This is a genomic window from Williamsia sp. z71, assembly GCF_059553375.1.
Map to the genome: position 1 here is coordinate 636,187 of NZ_JCANWX010000002.1, position 23,198 is coordinate 659,384.

Annotated in this window: 21 protein-coding genes and 1 pseudogene; 21 read left to right on the forward strand and 1 reads right to left on the reverse strand. The window is 65.7% G+C overall.

From position 1 onward, the window contains the following. Positions 1 to 124 precede the first annotated feature (124 nt). The gene (locus tag AC51GR_RS07105; protein ID WP_496323882.1) at positions 125 to 1,165 is read left to right on the forward strand and encodes an NAD(P)-dependent alcohol dehydrogenase; all 1,041 of its coding nucleotides are present in this window, start codon (positions 125 to 127) and stop codon (positions 1,163 to 1,165) included. 14 nt (positions 1,166 to 1,179) lie between these two features. On the opposite strand, the gene AC51GR_RS07110 is transcribed toward AC51GR_RS07105, so the two are convergent. Beyond that, positions 1,180 to 1,566: a phage holin family protein gene (locus AC51GR_RS07110; RefSeq protein ID WP_496323883.1), complete on the reverse strand. Its 387-nt coding sequence runs from the start codon at positions 1,564 to 1,566 to the stop codon at positions 1,180 to 1,182. Positions 1,567 to 1,689: 123 nt separating this feature from the next. Here AC51GR_RS07110 and hisD point away from each other — a divergent pair, with 123 nt between their 5' ends. The 20 genes and pseudogenes from hisD to AC51GR_RS07210 all read left to right on the forward strand — a co-directional run bounded on the left by hisD (position 1,690) and on the right by AC51GR_RS07210 (position 23,151). Continuing rightward, positions 1,690 to 3,021: a histidinol dehydrogenase gene (gene hisD / locus AC51GR_RS07115; protein WP_496323884.1), complete on the forward strand. Its 1,332-nt coding sequence runs from the start codon at positions 1,690 to 1,692 to the stop codon at positions 3,019 to 3,021. Continuing rightward, on the forward strand, positions 3,018 to 4,178 hold the full coding sequence (locus AC51GR_RS07120; protein WP_496323885.1) for a histidinol-phosphate transaminase: 1,161 nt from the start codon (positions 3,018 to 3,020) through the stop codon (positions 4,176 to 4,178). Before hisD ends, AC51GR_RS07120 begins: the two co-directional genes overlap by 4 nt. Further along, positions 4,175 to 4,795, forward strand: coding sequence for an imidazoleglycerol-phosphate dehydratase HisB (hisB, locus tag AC51GR_RS07125; RefSeq protein WP_496323886.1), 621 nt, complete (start codon positions 4,175 to 4,177; stop codon positions 4,793 to 4,795). Before AC51GR_RS07120 ends, hisB begins: the two co-directional genes overlap by 4 nt. Beyond that, positions 4,792 to 5,442 carry an imidazole glycerol phosphate synthase subunit HisH gene (gene hisH / locus AC51GR_RS07130; protein WP_496323887.1) on the forward strand — a complete coding sequence of 217 codons (651 nt, stop codon included), beginning with the start codon at positions 4,792 to 4,794 and terminating at the stop codon, positions 5,440 to 5,442. The genes hisB and hisH overlap by 4 nt, the downstream gene beginning before the upstream one ends. A 25-nt stretch (positions 5,443 to 5,467) precedes the next feature. After that, complete coding sequence (locus tag AC51GR_RS07135; RefSeq protein ID WP_496323888.1) at positions 5,468 to 5,722, forward strand: hypothetical protein; 255 nt, start codon at positions 5,468 to 5,470, stop codon at positions 5,720 to 5,722. 8 nt (positions 5,723 to 5,730) lie between these two features. Beyond that, entirely contained in the window at positions 5,731 to 6,477 is a 747-nt protein-coding gene (gene priA, locus AC51GR_RS07140; RefSeq protein ID WP_496323889.1) for a bifunctional 1-(5-phosphoribosyl)-5-((5-phosphoribosylamino)methylideneamino)imidazole-4-carboxamide isomerase/phosphoribosylanthranilate isomerase PriA, read from the forward strand. Next, a complete protein-coding gene (locus tag AC51GR_RS07145; RefSeq protein WP_496323890.1) occupies positions 6,474 to 7,334 on the forward strand; it encodes an inositol monophosphatase family protein in 861 nt (286 codons plus the stop codon). Before priA ends, AC51GR_RS07145 begins: the two co-directional genes overlap by 4 nt. After that, positions 7,331 to 8,104, forward strand: coding sequence for an imidazole glycerol phosphate synthase subunit HisF (hisF, locus tag AC51GR_RS07150; protein ID WP_496323891.1), 774 nt, complete (start codon positions 7,331 to 7,333; stop codon positions 8,102 to 8,104). Before AC51GR_RS07145 ends, hisF begins: the two co-directional genes overlap by 4 nt. Before the next feature lie 58 nt (positions 8,105 to 8,162). Then, complete coding sequence (gene hisI / locus AC51GR_RS07155) at positions 8,163 to 8,510, forward strand: phosphoribosyl-AMP cyclohydrolase (protein WP_496323892.1); 348 nt, start codon at positions 8,163 to 8,165, stop codon at positions 8,508 to 8,510. 272 nt (positions 8,511 to 8,782) lie between these two features. Then, the gene (locus AC51GR_RS07160; protein ID WP_496323893.1) at positions 8,783 to 9,490 is read left to right on the forward strand and encodes a DUF222 domain-containing protein; all 708 of its coding nucleotides are present in this window, start codon (positions 8,783 to 8,785) and stop codon (positions 9,488 to 9,490) included. Next, complete coding sequence (locus AC51GR_RS07165) at positions 9,381 to 10,214, forward strand: HNH endonuclease signature motif containing protein (protein WP_496323894.1); 834 nt, start codon at positions 9,381 to 9,383, stop codon at positions 10,212 to 10,214. Before AC51GR_RS07160 ends, AC51GR_RS07165 begins: the two co-directional genes overlap by 110 nt. 111 nt (positions 10,215 to 10,325) lie before the next feature. Next, positions 10,326 to 10,508, forward strand: a complete 183-nt coding sequence (locus AC51GR_RS07170) for a tautomerase family protein (protein ID WP_496323895.1) — start codon at positions 10,326 to 10,328, stop codon at positions 10,506 to 10,508. A 25-nt stretch (positions 10,509 to 10,533) separates the two neighbouring features. Further along, a complete protein-coding gene (locus AC51GR_RS07175) occupies positions 10,534 to 12,096 on the forward strand; it encodes an anthranilate synthase component I (RefSeq protein WP_496323896.1) in 1,563 nt (520 codons plus the stop codon). Further along, complete coding sequence (locus AC51GR_RS07180; RefSeq protein WP_496323897.1) at positions 12,089 to 12,838, forward strand: TIGR02234 family membrane protein; 750 nt, start codon at positions 12,089 to 12,091, stop codon at positions 12,836 to 12,838. The genes AC51GR_RS07175 and AC51GR_RS07180 overlap by 8 nt, the downstream gene beginning before the upstream one ends. Before the next feature lie 139 nt (positions 12,839 to 12,977). After that, the gene (trpC, locus tag AC51GR_RS07185) at positions 12,978 to 13,796 is read left to right on the forward strand and encodes an indole-3-glycerol phosphate synthase TrpC (RefSeq protein WP_496323898.1); all 819 of its coding nucleotides are present in this window, start codon (positions 12,978 to 12,980) and stop codon (positions 13,794 to 13,796) included. 15 nt (positions 13,797 to 13,811) lie between these two features. Further along, positions 13,812 to 15,098 (forward strand): tryptophan synthase subunit beta, encoded by a 1,287-nt coding sequence (gene trpB / locus AC51GR_RS07190; protein WP_496323899.1) that lies wholly within the window; start codon positions 13,812 to 13,814, stop codon positions 15,096 to 15,098. Next, a complete protein-coding gene (gene trpA / locus AC51GR_RS07195; protein ID WP_496323900.1) occupies positions 15,091 to 15,897 on the forward strand; it encodes a tryptophan synthase subunit alpha in 807 nt (268 codons plus the stop codon). Before trpB ends, trpA begins: the two co-directional genes overlap by 8 nt. Beyond that, positions 15,894 to 16,823, forward strand: a pseudogene (gene lgt, locus AC51GR_RS07200) (prolipoprotein diacylglyceryl transferase); the annotation flags it as partial. The gene trpA and the pseudogene lgt, both read left to right, overlap by 4 nt. 261 nt (positions 16,824 to 17,084) lie before the next feature. Further along, a complete protein-coding gene (gene gltB, locus AC51GR_RS07205) occupies positions 17,085 to 21,653 on the forward strand; it encodes a glutamate synthase large subunit (RefSeq protein WP_496324116.1) in 4,569 nt (1,522 codons plus the stop codon). Next, a complete protein-coding gene (locus AC51GR_RS07210) occupies positions 21,646 to 23,151 on the forward strand; it encodes a glutamate synthase subunit beta (protein ID WP_496323901.1) in 1,506 nt (501 codons plus the stop codon). The genes gltB and AC51GR_RS07210 overlap by 8 nt, the downstream gene beginning before the upstream one ends. Positions 23,152 to 23,198: the final 47 nt, after the last annotated feature.

A 23,198-nucleotide genomic window follows, 5' to 3' on the forward strand; every position in this document is an offset into this window, starting at 1 on the left:
CGTCGACAAACCCGCGTGGGCGGGGACTGTGGTGCACGTCGCATTCGTTAGCCGAGGACATATGCGTATGTACGCTTGAATACGCGGTTCAACACCGTGATCCCCACATTCTCGGAGGTATATTTTGCCGACCATCAACGCCTACGCCGCTCCGTCCGCGAAGGGTGCGCTGGTCCCGATGACGATCGAGACCCGTGACGTGGGCCCGGCCGACGTGCGGATCGCCATCGCTTTCGCCGGTATCTGCCACTCCGACATCCACACGGTGCGCGACGAATGGGGACAGGCGCAGTATCCGGTGGTACCCGGTCACGAGATCGCGGGCACCGTCGCCGAGATCGGCTCGGAAGTGACGAAGTACAAGGTCGGCGATCATGTCGGCGTCGGTTGTTTCGTCGATTCCTGCCGCGAGTGCGAGCCCTGCTTGCAGGGAGAGGAGCAATACTGCGACAAGGGCATGATCGGCACCTATAACGCTGTCGGCCGCGACGGAAAGGTCACCACCGGCGGCTACGCCCAGGAGGTCGTGGTCGACGAGAGCTATGTCCTACGCATCCCCGAGGGGCTGCCGCTGGACGTCGCGGCGCCGCTGCTGTGCGCAGGTATCACCACGTACTCACCGCTGCGTCATTGGAACGCCGGACCCGGCACGCGGGTCGCGATCATCGGACTCGGCGGCCTGGGCCACATGGGTGTGAAGATCGCCCATGCCATGGGTGCCGAGGTCAGCGTCATCTCGCAGTCGCTGAAGAAGATGGAAGACGGACTCCGGTTCGGTGCGCGGAACTACTACGCGACCGACAATCCCGCCACCTTCACCGAACTCCGGGGGAAGTTCGATCTGATCCTGAATACGGTCTCTGCCAACTTCGACATCAACAAGTACCTGTCGATGCTTGCTGTCGGCGGCACTTTGGTCGAGCTGGGCCTGCCCGAGAACCCGATTTCGGTCGGGGCCATGTCGTTGGTATCCAAGAGGCGTTCGCTGGCCGGGTCACTGATCGGCGGGATCGCCGAGACCCAGGAGATGCTTGATTTCTGCGCCGAGCACAACCTGGGTGCCGAGATCGAGGTGATCAATGCCTCACAGATCAATGAGGCCTATGAGCGGGTGGTGGCCTCGGACGTGCGGTACCGGTTTGTGATCGACACCGCAACACTCTGACCGCACGCGAGGCCTCAACGATCCTGACGGTCGGGGACCAGTGCCCCGAGCAGGAAGTTGACGATCGAGATGACGATCGAGCCACCGACCGCGGTCCAGAATCCGTCGACGCTCAGACCGAAGTCGGTGGTCTCCGTGACCCAGGCCGTCAGTAGCAGCATCAATGCGTTGATGACCAGGGTGAACAGGCCCAACGTGAGGATCAGCAGGGGCAGTGACAGCAACTGCACAAACGGCTTGATCGCGGTGTTGACGATCGTGAAGACCAGTGCGATGAACAGCACCACCAGGATCTGAGCACCGGTGTCGCGGCCGTCGGTGGCGATCGAGATCCCGTTGATGAGAGCTGCCGCGATCCAGATGGCGACAGCGTTGATGAGGAGGCGTGCGGCGAAGACCATGATCAGATCCTAGGGGCGCTGGTAAAAACTGCTGGCCGGAACGCATATCCTTAGAAGTAAGTCCGCAGCGGCCAATCCAGGGGCGTCTGCGGATCGCCAACGATTCGTCAGGAGTTCGTGCTCATGCTTGCCCGCACCGACCTTCGCGGTGCTGATGCCACCACCGCTCAACTACGCCGGACCCTTCCGCGCGGCGCCACCGACGTCGACACGGTCTTGGGCCAGGTCAAGCCTGTGATCGACGCGATCCGCGAGCATGGTGCCTCCGCGGCGCTCGATTACGGCAAGAAGTTCGACGGGGTGGCACCGGAGACCGTACGGGTCCCCGGCGAGCAGATCGAGAAGGCCCTGGCCGAGATCGATCCCGACGTGCGCGCCGCGCTGACCGAAGCGATCGACCGGGCCCGACGGGTCCACGCCGATCAGCGTCGTACCGACGTGAGCACCGAGGTCAGCGCCGGCGGAACCGTCACCGAACGCTGGATCCCCGTCGGCCGGGTCGGGCTGTATGTGCCCGGTGGCAACGCGGTCTACCCGTCGAGCGTGGTCATGAACGTGGTGCCCGCCCAGGTCGCCGGAGTTGATTCCCTGGTGGTCTCGTCGCCGCCGCAGGCACAGTTCGACGGTCTTCCGCACCCGACGATCCTGGCGGCGTGCGCGTTGCTCGGTGTCACCGAGGTCTGGGCGGTGGGTGGCGCACAGGCCGTCGCGCTGCTGACCTACGGCGGCACCGATACCGACGGCGCCGACCTCGACCCGGTCGACCTGATCACCGGTCCGGGCAACATCTACGTCACGGCGGCAAAACGGCTGTGCCGCAGCGTCGTCGGCATCGACTCCGAGGCCGGGCCCACCGAGATCGCGATCCTGGCCGACAGCTCGGCCAGTCCGGTCAACGTGGCCGCCGACATGATCAGCCAGGCCGAACACGACGTGATGGCCGCATCTGTCCTGGTCACCGACAGCCCCGAGCTCGCCGACGCCGTCGATGCCGAGATCGAGGTCCAGGTGTCCCGGACCAAGCACGCCGACCGCGTCCGCGAAGCCCTGGCCGGCCCGCAGTCGGGAATCATCTTGGTCGACAACATCGATCAGGGTCTACAGGTGGTCAACGCCTACGCCGCCGAACACCTCGAGATCCAGACCAGGGATGCCGCTGCGGTGGCTGCCCGGGTCCGCAGTGCCGGTGCCATTTTCGTCGGCGACTACTCGCCGGTGAGCCTGGGCGATTACTGCGCCGGTTCCAATCACGTTCTGCCCACCTCGGGTTCGGCGCGATTCAGCTCCGGTCTGTCGGTTCAGACGTTCCTGCGCGGCGTCCACGTCATCGACTACGACGAGGCCGCGCTCAAGGAGGTCTCCGGGCACGTACAGACATTGGCGAAGGCGGAGGACCTGCCCGCGCACGGTGAAGCCGTCCGGCTGCGGTTCGCCGGTTCGGAGGACCTTCGGTGACTTCATCGACCCCCACCTCCTCGACCAGAAGGATCGGGCTTGAGGACCTGCCGCTGCGCGAGACACTGAAGGGCCAGTCGCCTTACGGCGCACCGCAGCTCGACGTGCCGCACCGCCTCAACACCAACGAGAACCCGCACCCGCCGTCGCAGGCATTGATCGACGACGTCGCGGCGTCGGTGCGCGAGGCCGCCGCGCAGCTGCACCGGTATCCCGACCGGGACGCGGTTGCCCTGCGCACCGATCTCGCCTCCTACCTGAGTTCGGCGACAGGCGTCGCGCTCAGTGCCGAAAACCTCTGGGCAGCAAACGGTTCCAACGAGATTCTGCAACAGTTGTTGCAGGCCTTCGGTGGTCCGGGCCGTAGTGCGATGGGATTTGTGCCGTCGTACTCGATGCACCCGATCATCTCCACCGGCACCGACACCACCTGGATCGAGGGCAAGCGCAACGCCGACTTCTCCTTCGACCTCGACGGCGCACTCTCGGCCATCGCCGAGCGCCGGCCCGATGTGGTCTTCCTGACCTCACCCAACAATCCGACCGGCGGATCAATCCCACTCGACGACGTGCGCGCCGTCGCGGCGGCGGCCCCCGGCATCGTCATCGTGGACGAGGCCTACGGGGAGTTCTCCGCGGCGCCGAGTGCGGCCGAACTGATCGAGGAGTTCCCCGCCAAGGTTGTCGTCAGCCGGACGATGAGCAAGGCGTTCGCCTTCGCGGGCGGTCGTCTGGGCTACCTCGCCGCCGATCCGGCCGTGATCGATGCGTTGTTGCTGGTACGACTGCCATATCACCTGTCGGTGGTCACCCAGGCCGCCGCCCGCGCGGCACTGCGGCATGCCGACGACACACTTGCCGGGGTCGCCGCGATCGTCGCCGAACGGGGGCGGGTCACCGCAGAACTGACCCGGCTGGGCTACTCGGTGGTCGACTCCGACGCCAACTTCATCCTGTTCGGCCCGTTCATCGACGCCACTGCGAGCTGGCAGAACTACCTCGACGGTGGCGTGTTGATCCGGGACATGAAGATCGAAGGCCATCTACGTGCCACCATCGGATTGCCCGCCGAAAACGACGCGCTGCTGGCCCGCAGCGCCGAGTTGGCCCGCACTGACCTAATAGGCCCGACAGACTTGATCGGAGAGCAGAAATGAACACACAGCCGCGCGTGGCCCGCATCGAGCGGACCACCCGGGAGTCCTCGATCGTCGTGGAGATCAATCTCGACGGCACCGGGCGCACCGACATCTCCACCGGCGTGGCGTTCTACGACCACATGCTCACCGCATTCGGTGCGCACGGCAGCTTCGACCTCATGGTGGCGGCCAAGGGCGATGTCGAGATCGAGGCCCACCACACCGTCGAGGACACCGCGATCGTGCTCGGTCAGGCCATCGCAAAGGCTCTCGGTGACAAGAAGGGCATCCGCCGTTTCGGCGACGCCTGGATCCCGATGGACGAGACCCTGGCCCAGGCCATCGTCGATGTCTCCGGTCGTCCGTACTGCGTGTTCACCGGCGAACCCGAGCACATGCTGACCACAACCATCGGCGGCAACCCCGGTGTGCCGTACCACACGGTGATCAACAAGCACGTCTTCGAGACGCTGGCGATGAACGCACAGATCGCGCTGCACGTGCGCACGATCTACGGCCGCGATCCGCACCACATCACCGAGGCCCAGTTCAAGGCCGTCGCGCGCGCACTGCGGGCGGCGACCGAATCCGATCCACGTGTCAGTGGTGTGCCGTCGACGAAGGGAGCCCTATGAGTGAGAGCAACGGAGATCGCACAGTTGCGATCCTGGACTACGGCTCGGGCAACCTGCGTTCGGCGCAGCGCGCCCTGGAGCGGACCGGTGCACAGGTCACGGTCACGTCCGACCCGGCTGTGGCATTGGAGGCCGACGGTCTCGTGGTGCCCGGCGTCGGCGCCTTCGCGACCTGCACGGAAGGTCTGCGGGCAGTCAAGGGTGACCGCATCATCGACGACCGGCTGGCCGGTGGACGCCCGGTGTTGGGCATCTGTGTCGGCATGCAGATCCTGTTCGAGCGCGGCGTCGAGTTCGGTGTCGAAGCGCAGGGCTGCGGACAGTGGCCGGGCACGGTCACTCAGCTCCAGGCCGAGGTGCTGCCGCATATGGGCTGGAACACCGTTGAGGCAGAACCTGATTCGGTGCTCTTTGCGGGCATGCCCGAAGACGAGCGTTTCTACTTCGTGCATTCGTATGCCGCGCAGAGCTGGGAGTTGCCTGCGGATGCACTGTTCAAGGCGCCCAAGTTGACCTGGGCCACCCACGGCGGACGGTTCCTCGCCGCGGTGGAGAACGGCCCGTTGTGTGCCACCCAGTTCCATCCGGAGAAGTCCGGTGATGCCGGAGCCCGGCTGCTCAACAACTGGGTCGGGTCATTGACGTGACCGTCGCGACAAGCCCTGCGCCACAATGGTGACTGCACCGCGGTTCTCGTTTGCCCGGCTGGCTCTGGCCACCGTGGGTGCCGGAGTCGTGGTGCTGGCCGTGTCGGCGGTGATCGTGATCGGACTGGCGCAGGTATCGCCGGTCGCCGCACTGATCGTTGCGCTTCTGGCGCTGATACTGGCAATTGTCGCAATGGGTATTGTTGCCAACCGGATGGTCGACCGCGTGGCCCGCGCGATGCGCGAAGAAGCAGACCAATCAGAAATCGAAGGAGATTGATCCCCAGCATGAGTGCACGACTTGAACTGCTCCCGGCGGTCGATGTGGCCGACGGCCAGGCAGTACGGCTGGTGCAGGGTGCCGCCGGCAGCGAGACCTCTTACGGTTCGCCTCGCGACGCGGCCCTGACCTGGCAGCGCGACGGCGCGGAGTGGGTGCATCTGGTCGATCTCGACGCGGCCTTCGGTCGCGGCAGCAACCGTGAACTGCTGGCCGAGGTGATCGGCGAACTCGACGTGAAGGTGGAGCTGTCGGGCGGAATCCGCAACGACGAATCCCTCAAGGCTGCGCTGGCAACCGGTTGTGCCCGGGTCAATCTCGGCACCGCCGCACTCGAAGACCCGCAGTGGTGCTCGCGTGCCATCGCCGAATACGGCGACCGCATCGCGGTCGGCCTCGATGTTCAGTTGGTCGACGGGTCGTACCGTTTGCGGGGCCGCGGCTGGGTCTCTGACGGTGGCGATCTGTGGGACGTTCTCGAGCGCCTCGAGCGTGATGGCTGCAGCCGGTACGTGGTGACCGACGTGACCAAGGACGGCACCCTCACCGGACCCAACCTGGAACTGCTGCGCGAGGTCACCACCAAGACGAATGCGCCGGTGGTTGCCTCCGGTGGTGTCTCCGCCCTTGATGATCTTGTTGCGATCGCCGGACTGGTGGGCACGGGCGTCGAAGGAGCGATCGTCGGCAAGGCGCTCTACGCCGGACGCTTCACGCTGGTCGAGGCGCTTGCGGCGGTCGCGTCCGCGTCATGAGTTCGGCGCCCGGAGGGACCCTTCCACCCGATCTCGATCCGCAGCGGCTGCTGGCCGACGCTGCCGCGATCCTCGATCAGAGCACCGACCGGTTCCTGTCGGGTGTCGGTGCACCCAGCGCGGTGTCCAAGGGCCACAACGACTTCGCCACCGAGTTCGATCTCGAGCTGGAACGCACGATCTCCGCGGAGTTGGAGCAGCGCACCCAGATCGCCGTCCACGGCGAGGAATTCGGTGGGCCGGAGCTGACCGAGGGCACGGTGTGGGTGGTCGATCCCATCGACGGCACCTACAACTACTCGGCCGGACTGCCGATCGCCGGCATGTTGCTGGCGCTGGTACACGACGGCCTGCCGGTGCTCGGGCTGACGTGGCTTCCGTTGTCCGGGCTGAACTACCAGGGTTTCGTCGACGGTGAGTTGCTCTGCAACGGCGTCCCCGTGCCGCCGATGCCCGAGCAGAAGCTCAGTGAGGCGATGCTGGCGTTCGGTGCCTTCAACATCAACGGACGCGGCCGCTATCCGGGCGCATACCGGGTCGAGATGCTCGCTGAATTGAGCCGCCGGACAGCGCGTCTGCGATTGTTCGGCAGTACCGGATTCGACCTTGCGCTCACCGCGGGCGGACAACTCGGTGGCGCGATCAGCTTTGGGCACCACGCCTGGGACAACGCAGGCGGTGCCGCACTGGTCCTGGCGGCCGGCGGTCAGATCAGCGACATCGAAGGCCGGCCATGGTCGGTCACATCGCCGTCGATCGTGGCGGCCAACGCCGGGGTCCACGACGAGCTGATCGATCTGATCGGCCGGCTGGGTGATCCCCGGGCCTTTGAACCTCCGAAGGAGAAGTACACATGACGGTCGCGGTTCGGGTCATCCCATGCCTGGATGTCGACGCCGGCCGGGTGGTCAAGGGCGTCAACTTCCAGAACTTGCGTGATGCCGGAGATCCGGTGGAACTCGCCGCTGCCTACGACAAGGCCGGTGCCGACGAACTCACCTTCCTCGACGTGACCGCGTCGAGCGGCAATCGCGGCACGATGTTGGACGTGGTCAAGCGCACCGCCGATCAGGTCTTCATCCCGCTGACCGTCGGTGGTGGCATTCGTACCGTCGCCGACGTCGACCGCCTGCTCCGCGCCGGCGCCGACAAGGTCAGCGTCAACACCGCGGCCATCGCCAATCCCGACGTGCTCGGTGAGATGAGCCGGCATTTCGGATCGCAGTGCATCGTGCTGTCGGTCGATGCCCGCACCGTGCCGGCGGGTCAGCCCCCGACGCCGTCGGGATGGGAGGTGACCACGCACGGTGGTCGCGAGGGCACCGGTATCGACGCCGTGGAGTGGGCACTGCGTGGCCAAGACCTCGGGGTGGGGGAGATCCTGCTCAACTCGATGGATGCCGACGGCACGAAGAATGGCTTCGATCTGAAGATGATCACCGCGGTGCGCGCTGCGGTGCAGGTGCCGGTCATCGCCAGCGGCGGCGCCGGCGCGGTGGAACATTTCCCGCCCGCTGTGCGTTGCGGAGCAGATGCAGTGCTCGCGGCCTCGGTCTTCCACTTCGGTGAGCTGACCATCGGAGAGGTCAAGGACGCGTTGCGGGCCGAGGACATCCCCGTCCGTTGAGACGGGTTTTCGCCGGTTCGCACTGCACCAACAGTTTTCGTCAACGGGAGTGACAACAATGCCGCTGGACACCGGGATCGCCGAGCAGCTCAAACGCAATGCCGACGGGCTGATCTGTGCCGTGGTGCAGGAAGTCGGTACCGGGCAGGTGCTGATGGTTGCCTGGATGGACGACGACGCCCTGGCCCGCACCCTCGAAACCGGTGAGGCCACCTACTTCTCGCGGTCGCGGGGCAAACAGTGGATCAAGGGTGAGACCAGTGGCCACACCCAGAAGGTGGTCGAGCTGCGCCTGGACTGCGACGGAGACACCGTCCTGATGACGGTCGAGCAAACCGGCGCGGCCTGCCACACCGGCGACCACACCTGCTTCGACGCCAACGTGCTGTACACCGCGCCCACCTGATCACCCCTCCGTCGAGCGTGCCGATATCACCGTCGAGTGGGCCTTTATTACCGTCGAGCGTGCCGAAAATGCTTGCGGTTGACTAGTTTTCGTGGTTTGTCGGTGGGTGTTGATGGAACTGTTTCATGGCGTCGGGGGTGGCAGATCTGATCGACCGTATCGAGGGCATGGCTTTGGATGCGGAAGAGATCGTTGCTGTCCGTGAGGTTGTCCCGCAGGCTCGTTGACGTCTCGTTGACGTCTCGTTGGCGAACTTGCCCGACAAAGACACTGTGGAACTGGCCCAAGTGGTGGAGATGCAGACCCGCCGGGACGAGTTGGTGAAAGTGCGGGTCGCGGTGGAGTTGCGGGAGCGGTCCGTGGCTGCGAAACAGGGGTTGAAGCACAACAAGTTCCTGCGGCATCATCTGCGGATTTTCGCGGCCCAGGCCAGTGCCCGGTCGAGAAGGGCTGAACGCGTCGGCCACTGGCATGCTCCCACCGGTGAGGTGATCGCCCCGATCTATCGGCATACCGCCGCAGCGATGCGTGATGGTGCGATCGGGGTGGGCCATTACAACGTCATCGATGAGGCGCTGCGGAATTTGCCCGGCAGCATCCGCAGCGATTTACCGACCTGGTCTGAGGGTGAACGGTTGATGGCCGAGGCCGCCCGGACGATGGACCCCGACGAGCTGAAACAGGTGGGCCTGCACCTGCATGCGCATCTGAACCCCGACGGTGAGTTCGACGACACCGACCGCGCCCAGAAACGGGAGTTGTCGGTCTCCAAGCAGGGCGCCGACCATATGGCCGGGATCAAAGGCACCCTGGATCCGGCGACCAAAGCACTGTGGGAATGTGGTCGCGGCGAAGTGGGCGGCCAAGGGGATGAACAACCCGAACGATCCGGACTCACCGACCGGCATCGCCGACAAGGCGGAGAAGGAGGCCCTACGTGCGGCGGCCGAGCGCGATACCCGCACGGCTGGGCAGCGTAATCATGATGCGTTCAAGAAGTTGATGGAGATGGTGGTCGGGCAAGGCAAGCTCGGTACCCACCGCGGGCTGCCGGCGCAGGTCATCGTGACGATGACGTTGGAGCAGCTCGAACAGGAAACCGGTCTGGTCACCACCGCCTCCGGCGGAGTCGTGAGTATCAAGGATGCCTTGACGTTGGCTGGGGTGAGCCGGAAGTTTTTGGCGTTGCTCGATGACAAACACCGCCCGCTGTATCTGGGTCGGGAACAACGCCTGGCCACCGCCGATCAGCGACTCGCTCTGACTGCCGCCGAGCGGGGCTGTTCACGGCCGGGCTGTGATGCCCCGGCCTCAGAATGCGCGGTCCACCACATCCGGGAGTGGGCCAAAGGCGGACGTACCGATATCACCGTGTTGACCCTGGTTTGTGGACCTGATCATGCCCAGGTCACCGACGGTGATACCGGCTGGATCACCGAGATCATCACCGAAGGCAGCGGCCCGCCGGGCTGGCAGGGCCGGGTCGGGTGGCGTCACCGCGGATCCTTGGAACCTTTGCAGCCCAACAACACTCATTTCCCGGACAAATACTTCACCAACCCGGAAATGTGGAATCCCGACAGCGACGCCGACGCCGAATGGTTCCTGCAACACGCACGGTCAGTCTTGGAGGAAGAGACCGTCCAGGCACAGGTATTCGCCGTCGACTTCGGCTGGAAGAAGGCGACCTACCACGCTGCCTGACAGGTGTCACCGCTCGCGCCACGAGGACGATCTGTCGCACCGACCATCTCCGATGACGGCCCGGTTCGTGCACTCCGGTAACCGTGCACCGCGCGTGGCAGAGTTGTTCTTATGCCACTCATCCAGATCTCCCAGACACCCGGCCTCAGTGACCGGGTCAAGCGTGAAACCATCGCCGCGGTGACCGAGGCCTACGCCCGTGCGACCGGGAAAAACCCCGATTCGGTGTGGGTGACGATCACCGAGATTCCGCGGTCGCACTGGGGTGTGGGTGGGGAGCCGCTGGGTCAGTAGCGAGAGACTGGGACAATCGGAGACGATGGCAAACAAGACCACCGCCGCAGCCACTGCAGGCGACTTCACAGACACCACAACGCTGGCCCAGTTCCTGGAGCTCGCGGCCGACCATCGGGTTGTGCCGGTGACCCGCAAGGTCCTGGCCGATTCGGAGACCCCGCTGGGTGCGTACCGGAAACTCGCCGGTGACCGGCCCGGGACCTTCCTGCTCGAGTCCGCCGAGAACGGCCGCTCCTGGTCCCGATGGTCGTTCATCGGCGCCGGCTCGCCCGCTGCGCTGACCTCGGTTGATGGTCAGGCGCAGTGGTGGGGGACCCGGCCTGCCGGCGCACCGTCGGGAGGCGACCCACTCGTCGCACTCGCCGAGTCGTTACGGATCCTGGCCACCGATCGGCTGCCGGACCTGCCGCCGCTGACCGGTGGTTTCGTGGGCTTTCTGGCCTACGACGCGGTCCGCCGCCTCGAACGATTGCCCGACACCACGGTGAACGATCTCCAATTGCCGGAGATGCTGATGCTGCTCGCGGCCGACATCGCCGCCGTCGACCACCACGAGGGCACCATCACCCTGATCGCCAACGCGGTGAACTGGGACGGCAGTGCCGATCGAGCCGACGAGGCGTACGCCGATGCGGTGGCCCGCCTCGACACGATGACGGCCGCCCTGGCCGCGCCCGCTCCGTCCACCGTCTCGACGTATCACCCCGCGGAACCGGACTTCACCGCTCAGCGCACCCGCGAGGAGTACGGGACGATCGTCACCAGCCTGGTCTCGGAGATCGAGGCCGGTGAGGCGTTCCAGGTGGTGCCGTCGATGCGATTCGAGATGCAGACCGACGCTGATCCCATCGATGTCTACCGCGTGCTGCGGACCACCAACCCGAGCCCGTACATGTACCTGCTGCGGGTTCCGGGTAACGGTGGACCGGACTTCACGATCGTCGGATCGAGTCCTGAAGCGCTTGTCACCGTGAAAGATTCGGTGGCCACCACCCATCCGATCGCGGGCACCCGCTGGCGTGGGGAGACCGAGGCGGACGACCTGCTCCTCGAAAAGGATCTCCTCGCCGACGAGAAGGAGAACTCCGAGCACCTGATGCTCGTGGATCTCGGGCGTAATGATCTCGGCCGGGTGTGTGAGCCGGGCACGGTGAAGGTGTCGGACTACCGGCACATCGAGCGCTACAGCCACGTCATGCACCTGGTGTCCACGGTCTCGGGGCAACTACAGGACGGCAAGACCGCCCTCGACGCGGTGAATGCCTGCTTCCCGGCCGGCACCCTGACCGGTGCGCCCAAGGTGCGGGCGATGGAATTGATCGACGAACACGAGAAGACGCGGCGCGGCCTGTACGGCGGCATCGTGGGTTATCTCGACTTCGCGGGCGACGCCGACACCGCCATCGCGATCCGTACCGCGGTCCTCAAAGAGGGACGTGCGTACGTGCAGGCCGGCGGCGGGGTGGTGGCCGACAGCGAGGCCGACTACGAGTACAACGAGGCCAGCAACAAAGCGCGAGCGGTCCTCAAGGCGATCGCGGCGGCCGAGACGATGACACCGATCGCGGGTACCGATGATGAGTGAGAGCAGGTCCGAAGACCAGGCCGCGACGGCCGGTCGGGGAGCGAGTGGTCGCGGCCGGCGACTGGCGGTCATCACCGTCCTGCTCGGGCTCGGTGCCCTGGCCTTCTGGGCGGCCTCCCGGATGACCTGGGCCGAACTGATCGCTGCCGACGGCATGGCGCCGCCGCGGACATTCACGGTCAAGGGCTCGGACTGGACCCCGCTGTTGACCCCGCTGGCGATCGTGTTGCTGGCCGGCATCGCGGCCGCGGCATCACTGCGCGGCTGGGCCCTGCGGATCACCGCGTTCGTCGTCGCGGCAGTCGCGATCATCGGGATCCTGCCCGCGTTGACGTTGCTCACCGGAGACGACCACGTCAGCTACGCGGTCGACGTGATCGAACTGCCGTCGCGGTACGAGGCACTCGAGGCCGACACCAACACCTTGCCGGGGCTGCTCGTGATCGCCGGAGCGCTGGCCGCTGTGCTGGGCGCTGTGGCGATGCTGCAGACCGCCTCTCGCGATGCGCCGATGTCGTCGAAGTACAAGTCGCCTGCGGCGCGTCGTGCCGAGCTCGAAGAAGAGGTCTTCGCCAAGCGCGATGCCGAACGGAAAGCAGCTGAAAGCGGCCGCGAGGACGCCGGCGCCCCGGCCCCAGGAAAGACGGGTTCGACACCGGGGGACGGCAACGAACGGATGCTGTGGGATGCCCTCGACACCGGGGACGATCCGACGATAGACCCGTCGGATCGCGAAAAGTGACGGTTCTCACTTCGGTTGGCGGTACCCCGAATCCGGCGCCTACCGGGTCGCGGCTACCCTTTGCTTACTGAAACACGAGCTGCTGGGGTCTCGCGCTACCGACAACATCCTCGTCAGTGGCGTGAGAAAGGGGTTGATCATGAGCAAGCAAACCGTCCTTGATTCGATATTGGCCGGGGTGAGGGCCGATGTGGCAGCACGCGAGTCTGTGATCGACTTCGCAGCCATCAAGGCGGCCTCCGCAGTGGCACCGGAGCCCATCGACGCAACCGCCGCGTTGCGTGAGCCCGGTATCGGTGTCATCGCCGAGGTCAAGCGCGCCAGCCCGTCGAAAGGCGACCTGGCCGACATCCTCGATCCGGCCGCGCTCGCGCAGGCCTACGAGGCCGGTGGCGCACGGATCATCAGCGTGCTCACCGAGGAGCGCCGGTTCCGCGGCTCGCTCGCGGATCTCGATGCCGTGCGCGCAGCCGTTCAGATCCCGGTCCTGCGCAAAGACTTCATCGTGGGCCCGTATCAGATCCATGAGGCCCGTGCCCATGGCGCGGACGTCATCCTGCTGATCGTCGCCGCCCTGGAGCAGAACGTGCTCAGCGCACTACTCGACCGCACGGAGTCCCTGGGGATGACCGCTCTGGTCGAGGTGCACACCGAGGAAGAAGCAGATCGAGCGCTGCAGGCCGGGGCATCCGTCGTCGGCATCAACGCGCGCAATCTCAAGACCCTCGAAGTCGACCGCGACAGCTTCGCCCGGATTGCACCCGGATTGCCTTCCAAGGTCATCCGGATCGCTGAGTCCGGGGTTCGCGGAACTGCCGATCTGCTGGCGTACGCCGGCGCCGGCGCCGACGCGGTCCTGGTCGGAGAAGGCTTGGTCACCGCTGGTGACCCTCGTGCAGCCGTCTCGGAACTGGTGACCGCCGGAACCCACCCGTCCTGCCCCAAACCAGTCCGTTAGGCCCCTGCCTCCACCATGACCTCGCCGTCCGCCGCATCAGCTTCCTTCTATTCCGAACTCCCACAGGCCAGTGCCGGTCTGGTCAACAGGACATCGGTCGAACCCGATCGCGGTGGACACTTCGGTGTCTACGGCGGACGTCACGTACCCGAAGCCCTGATGGCCGTGATCGAAGAGGTCACGGTGAACTGGGAGAAGGTTCGTACCGACGACGAGTTCCTGCGTGAACTCGATCGGCTCCAGCGTGACTACAGCGGACGCCCGTCACCGCTGTACGAGGCCAAACGCCTTTCCGAGTACGCCGGTGGCGCACGGATCTTCCTCAAGCGAGAAGATCTGAACCACACCGGATCTCACAAGATCAACAACGTTCTGGGCCAGGCGCTGCTCGCCAAGAAGATGGGCAAGAAGCGCATCATCGCCGAGACCGGGGCCGGTCAGCACGGTGTGGCAACAGCCACCGCGTGTGCCATGTTCGGTCTCGAATGCATCGTCTACATGGGCCGGGTCGACACCGAACGCCAGGCACTCAACGTCGCGCGGATGCGTCTGCTCGGCGCCTCCGTTGTCGCCGTCGATACCGGTTCGTCGACGCTGAAAGACGCGATCAACGAGGCCATGCGCGACTGGGTCACCAACGCCCACAACACCTATTACTGCTTCGGCACCGCCGCCGGTCCGCACCCGTTCCCGGTGATGGTCCGCGATCTTCAGCGGGTGGTCGGTCTCGAGGCCCGTGAGCAGATCCTGCGCTCGGCCGGCCGACTGCCCGACGCGGTGGTCGCCTGTATCGGTGGCGGCTCCAACGCGATCGGCATCTTCCATCCGTTCATCGATGACAAAGACGTGCGACTGGTCGGCTACGAGGCCGCCGGTGACGGTGTCGAAACCGGGCGTCATGCCGCGACGTTCACCGGTGGAACACCGGGTGCGTTCCAGGGTGCCTACTCGTACCTGCTGCAGGACGAAGACGGCCAGACCACCGAATCCCATTCCATCTCAGCCGGTCTCGACTATCCCGGTGTCGGACCCGAGCATGCGTACCTCAAGGACATCGGTCGCGCCGAGTACCGTCCGGCCACCGACAGCGAAGCCATGGACGCACTTGCGCTGCTGAGCCGGAAAGAGGGCATCATCCCGGCGATCGAGTCGGCGCACGCGCTTGCCGGTGCGCTCCAACTCGGTGTCGAGCTGGGGCAGGGCGCGATCATCATCGTCAACCTCTCCGGGCGCGGCGACAAAGACGTTGACACCGCGGCCAAATGGTTCGGACTCCTAGACGAGGATGCAGACAATGCCTGAGGCCGAATCCCGGCTCGGACCACTGTTCGACCGCTGCCGTTCCGAAGAGCGCAGCGCGCTGATCGGGTACCTGCCCGTCGGTTACCCGGACCTGCCCGGGTCGCTGGCATCGATGCGGTCGATGGTCGAATCCGGTTGCGACATCATCGAGGTCGGGGTTCCGTACTCCGACCCGGTCATGGACGGCCCGACGATCCAGGACGCCGCCGAACAGGCGCTGCGCGCGGGGATTCGAGTGCGTGACGTGTTCACCGCGGTCGAGGCCATCGCCGACGCCGGCGGCAGTGCTGTGGTGATGACGTACTGGAATCCCGTGCTGCAGTACGGGATCGACCGCTTCGCCCGCGATCTGGCCGGTGCAGGCGGCCTGGGACTGATCACACCGAACCTCATCCCGGAGGAGGCCGACGAGTGGATGGCGGCCTCCACCGAACACAAGCTCGACCGGATCTTCCTGGTCGCTCCGTCGTCCACGGAAGAGCGGCTGGCGATGACCCTCGAGGCGAGCAGTGGATTCATCTACGCCGCATCGACGATGGGGGTGACCGGCGCCCGCGACAACGTGTCGTCGATGGCTCCGGAGCTGTGTGCGCGGATCCGTACGCACTCGGACATCCCGATCGGTGTGGGTCTCGGCGTCCGTAGCAAGGCGCAGGCGGCGGAGATCGCGGAATACGCCGATGGCGTCATCGTGGGCTCGGCACTGGTCTCGGCCGTCGCGGAGGGTGATGCCGCCCTACGCGGCCTGACCGCCGAACTGGCCGAGGGCGTGCGGGCTCGCTCCGGGGTTCGTTCGTGAACCGCGAGGTACTCGCTTACATCCCCAGTCCCTCGCAAGGGGTCTGGGATCTGGGGCCCTTCCCCGTCCGGGCGTACGCGCTCTGCATCATCGTCGGCATCATCGTGGCGATCTACTGGGGCAACAAGCGCTGGATGGCCCGCGGTGGCCGCGACGGTGAAGTCCTCGACGTGGCGATCTGGGCGGTGCCGTTCGGCCTCATCGGTGGCCGCATCTACCACGTGGCAACCGACTGGAAGACCTACTTCGGCGACGGACCCAAAGACCCGATCGACGCCCTGAAGATCTGGGACGGCGGTCTGGGCATCTGGGGTGCTGTCGCCTTCGGTGCGCTCGGCGCCTGGATCGGCGCCCGCCGGGCCGGTATCAAGTTGCCGCCCTTCGGTGATGCGGTCGCGGCCCCGATTCTGCTGGCACAGGCCATCGGCCGCCTCGGCAATTATTTCAACCAGGAACTCTACGGCGATGAGACCGACCTGCCGTGGGGCCTGAAGATCTACGAACGCGTCGACTCCTCCGGTTTCGTCAGTCCGGGTCTGGTCGACGGCAAGTCCAACGGCGTCGTCTATGCGATCGTGCAACCCACGTTCCTGTACGAGATGCTGTGGAACATCCTGATCGTGATCGCGCTGGTCGTCATCGACCGGCGGTTCCGGATCGGTCACGGTCGACTCTTCGCGCTGTATGTCGCCGGATACTGCGTCGGCCGGTTTGTGATCGAGACGATGCGCACCGATGCCGCCTCACTGATCTGGGGTGTGCGGGTCAACCTGTTCACCTCTGCCGTGGTGTTCGTCTGTGCGGCGATCTATGTGGTGATCGCTCCCAAGGGCCGCGAAACCCCGGTGGAGATCTATCACCCTGGCGCCGGACCCGATGCGGAGTCCGGACCGAGCGAGGATCCGGTCGACGGCTATGTCGAAGACGACCCGGAAGACGCGCAGTCGGGGGACCGGATGGACTCTGCCGACAAGGAACGTAAATCCAAGCCGGACACCGAAAGCGAGACCGGCGATCGTCAGGCCTGACGACAGGTGTGAATCGGCCGTCCTCCAGCACAACTGCTAGCATAGGCAGTCGCACCAACGTCAATTCTCAGGTGCGTGTTCATGCCACGGGCCAGTGACGTCCTGAGGATTGTTTGCTGGTTCCCTCGGACCTCCGAGGGCTAGGCGTGGAGGTTGGATTTGCTGTTCTCTCAGCTCCCCGAAGCCCAGGGTCTATACGACCCTGACTCAGAAGTCGACTCGTGCGGTGTTGCAATGGTCGCCGATATCCATGGGCGTCGAACCCACGAAATCGTCTCAGACGGCTTACTCGCGCTGGAGAACCTCGACCACCGCGGCGCTGCCGGAGCCGAGACCAACAGCGGCGACGGTGCCGGGATCCTGATCCAGGTGCCGCATGCATTCCTGCGCCACGTGGTCGACTTCGTCCTACCGCCCGCCGATCCGATCGCCGGCAACACTTTCGCCGTCGGCAACTGCTTCCTGCCCATCGAACCGGAGGCCCGGGCCCGCGCGGTGGCCCGGGTGGAGGCGATTGCCGCCGAAGAGAACATCACCGTCCTGGGCTGGCGTGAATCCCCGGTCGAGGTCGACGCGGCCGACATCGGCGGTACCGCACGCGCCTGCATGCCGTACATGAGCCAGCTGTTCGTCTGCGCTCCGCTGCGCGCCGACGGCACCGCGCCGGCCGGACTGGATCTCGACCGCATGGTCTACCCACTGCGCAAGCGTGCCGAACGGGTCACCCCGGAGATCGAGGCAGAGGGCAGCGGGCTGTACTTCGCGTCGCTGTCGAGCCGGACCATCGTCTACAAGGGCATGCTCACCACCAAGCAGCTGCCGCTCTTTTATCCGGACCTCCGTGACGAGCGCGTCTGCAGCGCCATCGCGATCGTGCACTCACGTTTCTCGACCAACACGTTCCCGTCCTGGCCGCTGGCGCATCCCTTCCGTTTCGTCGCCCACAACGGCGAGATCAACACCGTGCGCGGCAACCGGAATCGGATGCGGGCACGGGAGGCCATGCTGGCCACCGATCTGATCCCCGGCGACCTGACCCGTCTCTTCCCGATCTGCAGCCCCGACGCCTCGGATTCGGCATCCCTCGACGAGGTGCTCGAACTGCTGCATCTCGGCGGTCGTAGCGTTCCGCACTGCGTGATGATGATGGTCCCCGAGGCATGGGAGAACGTCACCGACATGGACCCCAAGCGCCGGGCGTTCCTGCAGTTCCACGCCTCGCTGATGGAGGCGTGGGACGGCCCCGCGTGCGTCACCTTCACCGACGGCACGCTGGTGGGTGCCGTGCTGGATCGCAACGGTCTGCGCCCTGGCCGGTGGTGTCAGACGGCCGGCGGCAAGGTGGTGCTGGCCTCGGAGGCCGGCGTGCTCGACATCCCGAACGACGAGATCGTTGCCAAGGGACGGCTCGAGCCCGGCAAGATGTTCCTGATCGACACGGCTGCCGGACGGCTGATCCCCGACTCAGAGGTCAAGGGGCAGTTGATCGGCGAGAAACCCTATGAGGAATGGCTGCACGCCGGCCTACTGGAGCTCGCGCGCCTGCCCGAACGGCCACGGTTCGTCCCGAGCCACGAATCGGTGGTCCGCCGCCAGGTGACATTCGGGTACACCGAAGAAGAGTTGCGGGTGCTGATCACGCCGATGGCCGCCTCGGGATACGAGGCGCTCGGGTCGATGGGCACCGACACCCCGATAGCGGTGCTCTCGCAACGGTCGCGTCTGCTCTACGACTACTTCGTGGAACTCTTTGCGCAGGTGACCAATCCGCCGCTCGATGCCATCCGCGAAGAGATCGTCACCTCGATGGCCCGGGTGATGGGACCGGAGCAGAACGTGCTCGACCCCACCGCGGCCTCCTGTCGGCAGATCCTGTTGCCGTGGCCCGTCCTGAACAACGACGAGCTCGCCAAGATCGTGCACATCAACGACGAGGGCAACCACCGTGGCCTGTCGGCAAAGGTGCTGCGCGCGCACTACCCGGTGGCCGAGGGTGGCCGGGGCCTCGAACGGGCGCTGGCGGATCTGCGGGCCCGCGCCAGTGAGGCCATCGCGGCCGGATATTCCACGCTGGTGATCAGTGACCGCGAGACCACGCGGGAGAATGCGCCGATACCGTCGCTGCTGGCGACCTCCGCGGTCCATCACCACCTGGTGCGGACCAAGGAGCGGACCCGGGTGGCGCTGGTCGTCGAGACCGGCGACGCGCGCGAGGTCCACCACGTCGCCTTGCTCATCGGCTTCGGCGCCGCCGCGGTCAATCCGTATCTCGCGTTCGAGACGATCGAAGACCTTGTCGCAGAAGGTGAACTGACCGGCGTCACCCCGTCCCAGGCAGTGCGCAATTATCTGCAGGGCCTGGGCAAGGGGGTGCTCAAGGTGATGAGCAAGATGGGCATCTCGACTGTCGGTTCCTACACTGCCGCACAGTGTTTCGAAGCCGTCGGCCTCGCGGGCGATCTGGTGCAGGAATACTTCACCCGGACCAAGACGCGGATCGGCGGCATCGGTCTCGACGAGATCGCCGAAGAGGTCCGGATCCGTCATCACCGGGCCTACCCACCGAACGAGACAGAGCAGGCCTATCGCCGGCTCGAGGTCGGTGGCGAATACCAGTACCGGCGTGAAGGCGAACTCCACCTCTTCAGCCCGGAAACGGTGTTCCTGCTGCAACATGCGGCCAAGTCCGGCAAGACCGAGGTCTACCGGAAGTACACCGACGAGGTGAACCGGCTCTCCCGTGAGGGTGGCACCCTGCGTGGCCTGTTCGAGTTCGATTCCGACCGCGAACCGGTTCCGCTCGACGAGGTGGAACCGATCGAAGAGATCATGAAGCGGTTCAACACCGGTGCGATGAGCTACGGCTCGATCTCGGCCGAGGCCCACGAGACGATCGCGATCGCGATGAACACCATCGGCGGACGGTCGAACTCCGGTGAGGGTGGCGAGGACACCGACCGGCTCTATGATCCGATGCGTCGCAGCGCGGTCAAGCAGGTCGCCTCGGGGCGGTTCGGTGTCACCAGTGACTATCTGATCAACGCCACCGACATCCAGATCAAGATGGCCCAGGGCGCGAAACCCGGTGAGGGCGGGCAGCTTCCGGCGTACAAGGTGTATCCGTGGATCGCCAAGACCCGGCATTCGACGCCGGGTGTCGCGTTGATCTCGCCACCGCCGCATCACGACATCTATTCGATCGAGGATCTGGCCCAGCTGATCCACGACCTGAAGAACGCCAATTCGCAGGCGCGGATCCACGTCAAGCTGGTCAGTGCCATGGGAGTCGGCACAGTGGCCACCGGTGTCTCCAAGGCGCATGCCGATGTGGTGCTGATCTCGGGCCACGACGGTGGTACCGGTGCCTCGCCGCTGACATCGCTCAAACATGCCGGGACGCCGTGGGAGATCGGTCTGGCCGACGCCCAGCAAACCCTCATGCTCAACGGGTTGCGCGACCGCATCACCGTGCAGTGTGACGGTGCGCTGCGGACCGGTCGTGACGTGATGGTGGCCGCGCTCCTCGGCGCCGAGGAGTACGGATTCTCCACTGCGCCACTGATTGTCGCGGGTTGCATCATGATGCGCGTGTGTCACCTCGATACCTGTCCGGTGGGCGTGGCGACCCAGAATCCGAAGTTGCGCGCACGGTTCACCGGTCAGGCCGAGCACATCATCAACTTCTTCGAGTTCGTCGCCGAGGACGTCCGCGAGCATCTGGCGATGCTCGGTTTCCGTACCCTCGATGAGGCGATCGGCCATGCCGAGGCGCTGCACACCGCACCTGGTGTGGCGCACTGGAAGTCGAAGGGGCTCGATCTGTCGGCGATCTTCGCCGTGCCGGAGACGACCTCCCCGAAACGGCGGACGCGGGGTCAGGAACACGCGCTCGACAAGGCGCTGGACCAAACGCTCATCCAACTGGCCGAGGGTGCCCTCGAGGACGCCCACCGGGTGACCCTGGAGCTTCCGGTCCGCAATGTCAACCGAACCGTCGGCACGCTGCTCGGTTCAGAGGTGACCCGACGCTACGGGGCGGCCGGACTGGCGGAGGACACCATCACGGTGGCACTGTTCGGCTCAGCCGGCCAGTCGCTCGGCGCATTCCTGCCGCCGGGCGTGACGCTGCTCCTGACCGGTGATGCGAACGACTACGTCGGAAAGGGCCTGTGCGGCGGCAAGATCGTCGTCCGGCCCGATCCGGACGCCCTGTTCATCGCCGAAGATCAGGTGATCGCGGGCAACACCATTCTCTACGGTGCCACCAGCGGCGACGTGTACCTGCGGGGCCGCGTGGGGGAGCGCTTCTCGGTCCGCAACTCGGGTGCCACCGCGGTGGTCGAAGGTGTGGGTGACCATGCCTGCGAGTACATGACCGGTGGCCGCGTGGTGATCATCGGGCCCACCGGACGCAATCTGGCGGCCGGTATGTCCGGCGGCATCGCCTATGTCTACCAATTGGATCCGTCCAAGGTGAACACCGCGATGGTCGACCTGCAGAGCCCGGATCCCGACGACCTGCTCTTCTTGCACGAACGCATCACCACGCACGTCGAACTGACCGGTTCGTCCGTCGGGGCCTCGATGCTCGCCGACTGGCCCCGGCGCAGCCGAAAGTTCACCAAGGTGATGCCCACCGACTACCAACGCGTCCTCGACGCGGCCCGGATGGCGGAAGCCGAAGGCCGAGACGTGGATTCGGCGATCATGGAGGCAGCTCGTGGCTGATCCGCGCGGATTTCTCGAGGTCGACAAGGCCGAGACGCCAACCCGGCCGGTATACGAGCGGGTCAATGACTGGCGTGAGGTATACGCCGACAGCGACCCACTCATCGAGATCGAAAATGTCTCCGAACAGGCACGTCGGTGTATGGACTGCGGGATCCCGTTCTGCCACTCCGGGAGTGCTGGATGTCCACTGGCCAACCTCATACCGGAGTGGAACGATCTCGTGCGCAGAGGGCGGTGGGATGCGGCCAGTGATCGGTTGCACGCCACCAACAACTTCCCGGAGTTCACCGGGAAGGTCTGTCCGGCACCGTGTGAATCGGCATGTGTGCTGTCGATCTCTCATGCGACCACCGGTGGCAGCGTCACCATCAAGCGTATCGAGAAGACGATCGCCCAAGAAGCCTGGCGGGAGGGTTTCGTCCGGGCGCAGCCGGCGAAGATCACCTCGGGTAAGTCGGTCGCGGTGGTCGGGTCGGGGCCGGCCGGATTGGCCGCGGCCCAGCAGCTCACCCGGGCCGGACATGCGGTGACCGTCTACGAACGCGATGACCGCCTCGGTGGTCTGCTGCGGTACGGCATCCCCGAATACAAGTTGCAGAAGTCCGACGTCGAGCGCCGTCTGGCACAGATGCGGGATGAGGGCACCGAGTTCGTCGTCAACTGCAATGTGGGCGTCGACGTGACCGTCCCCGAGCTACGGGAGCGCCACGACGCGGTCGTGCTGGCCGTGGGTGCGCTCAAGGCCCGCGACAACACCGCGGTGCCCGGACGTGGGCTCGGTGGCGTACACCTGGCGATGGAGCATCTGGTGCCCGCCAACAAGGAGTGTGAGGGCGACGGTCCCTCGCCGATCTCGGCGCAGGGCAAGCACGTCGTGATCATCGGCGGCGGCGACACGGGTGCGGACTGCCTCGGCACGGCCCACCGACAGGGCGCGGCCTCGGTGACCCAGCTCGACTACAACCCGGAACTGCCCGAAGAGCGGGACGAGGACCTGTCCCCGTGGCCGACGTGGCCGTTGATCCTGCGTAGCTCGTCGGCACACGTCGAAGGTGGGGAGCGGCGGTACCAGGTGGCCGTACAGCGGTTCATCGGCGACGAGAACGGCAATGTGGCCGCGATGGTTCTGGCCGAGGTCACCGTCGAACGCGACGAGGACGGCCGCCGCACCATCGTCCCGGTCGGTGACGAGTTCGAATTGCCCTGCGAATTGGCGCTCTTCGCAATCGGCTTCGAAGGTGTCGAGGACATGCAGTTGCTGAGCGATCTCGAACTCGCGCCCAACCGCCGGGGCGCGCTGGGTTGCGGCAGTGACTGGCAGACCGACGCCCCCGGGGTGTTCGTCTGTGGCGATGCGCACCGCGGGGCCTCACTGGTGGTGTGGGCGATCGCCGAAGGTCGTGCGGCCGCCCGCGGGGTCGACGAGTTCCTGATGGGTGAATCCGATCTGCCGTCGCCGGTGCACCCGGCAGCCCTGCCCTTGTCGGTCCGGTGATCGCCGGATCAGTGTCCCGGTGACCGGGCTGCGGAGTTGACAGCGCG

Coding starts and splice junctions, on each gene's coding strand:
- priA (WP_496323889.1), top strand. CDS start 5,731: ATGAGTGCACGACTTGAACTGCTCCCGGCGGTCGATGTGGCCGACGGC.
- hisB (WP_496323886.1), top strand. CDS start 4,175: ATGAACACACAGCCGCGCGTGGCCCGCATCGAGCGGACCACCCGGGAG.
- hisI (WP_496323892.1), top strand. CDS start 8,163: ATGCCGCTGGACACCGGGATCGCCGAGCAGCTCAAACGCAATGCCGAC.
- hisD (WP_496323884.1), top strand. CDS start 1,690: ATGCTTGCCCGCACCGACCTTCGCGGTGCTGATGCCACCACCGCTCAA.
- AC51GR_RS07110 (WP_496323883.1), bottom strand. CDS start 1,566: ATGGTCTTCGCCGCACGCCTCCTCATCAACGCTGTCGCCATCTGGATC.
- trpA (WP_496323900.1), top strand. CDS start 15,091: ATGCCTGAGGCCGAATCCCGGCTCGGACCACTGTTCGACCGCTGCCGT.
- AC51GR_RS07175 (WP_496323896.1), top strand. CDS start 10,534: ATGGCAAACAAGACCACCGCCGCAGCCACTGCAGGCGACTTCACAGAC.
- AC51GR_RS07180 (WP_496323897.1), top strand. CDS start 12,089: ATGAGTGAGAGCAGGTCCGAAGACCAGGCCGCGACGGCCGGTCGGGGA.
- AC51GR_RS07165 (WP_496323894.1), top strand. CDS start 9,381: ATGAACAACCCGAACGATCCGGACTCACCGACCGGCATCGCCGACAAG.
- AC51GR_RS07145 (WP_496323890.1), top strand. CDS start 6,474: ATGAGTTCGGCGCCCGGAGGGACCCTTCCACCCGATCTCGATCCGCAG.
- AC51GR_RS07135 (WP_496323888.1), top strand. CDS start 5,468: ATGGTGACTGCACCGCGGTTCTCGTTTGCCCGGCTGGCTCTGGCCACC.
- trpC (WP_496323898.1), top strand. CDS start 12,978: ATGAGCAAGCAAACCGTCCTTGATTCGATATTGGCCGGGGTGAGGGCC.
- hisH (WP_496323887.1), top strand. CDS start 4,792: ATGAGTGAGAGCAACGGAGATCGCACAGTTGCGATCCTGGACTACGGC.
- hisF (WP_496323891.1), top strand. CDS start 7,331: ATGACGGTCGCGGTTCGGGTCATCCCATGCCTGGATGTCGACGCCGGC.
- trpB (WP_496323899.1), top strand. CDS start 13,812: ATGACCTCGCCGTCCGCCGCATCAGCTTCCTTCTATTCCGAACTCCCA.
- AC51GR_RS07170 (WP_496323895.1), top strand. CDS start 10,326: ATGCCACTCATCCAGATCTCCCAGACACCCGGCCTCAGTGACCGGGTC.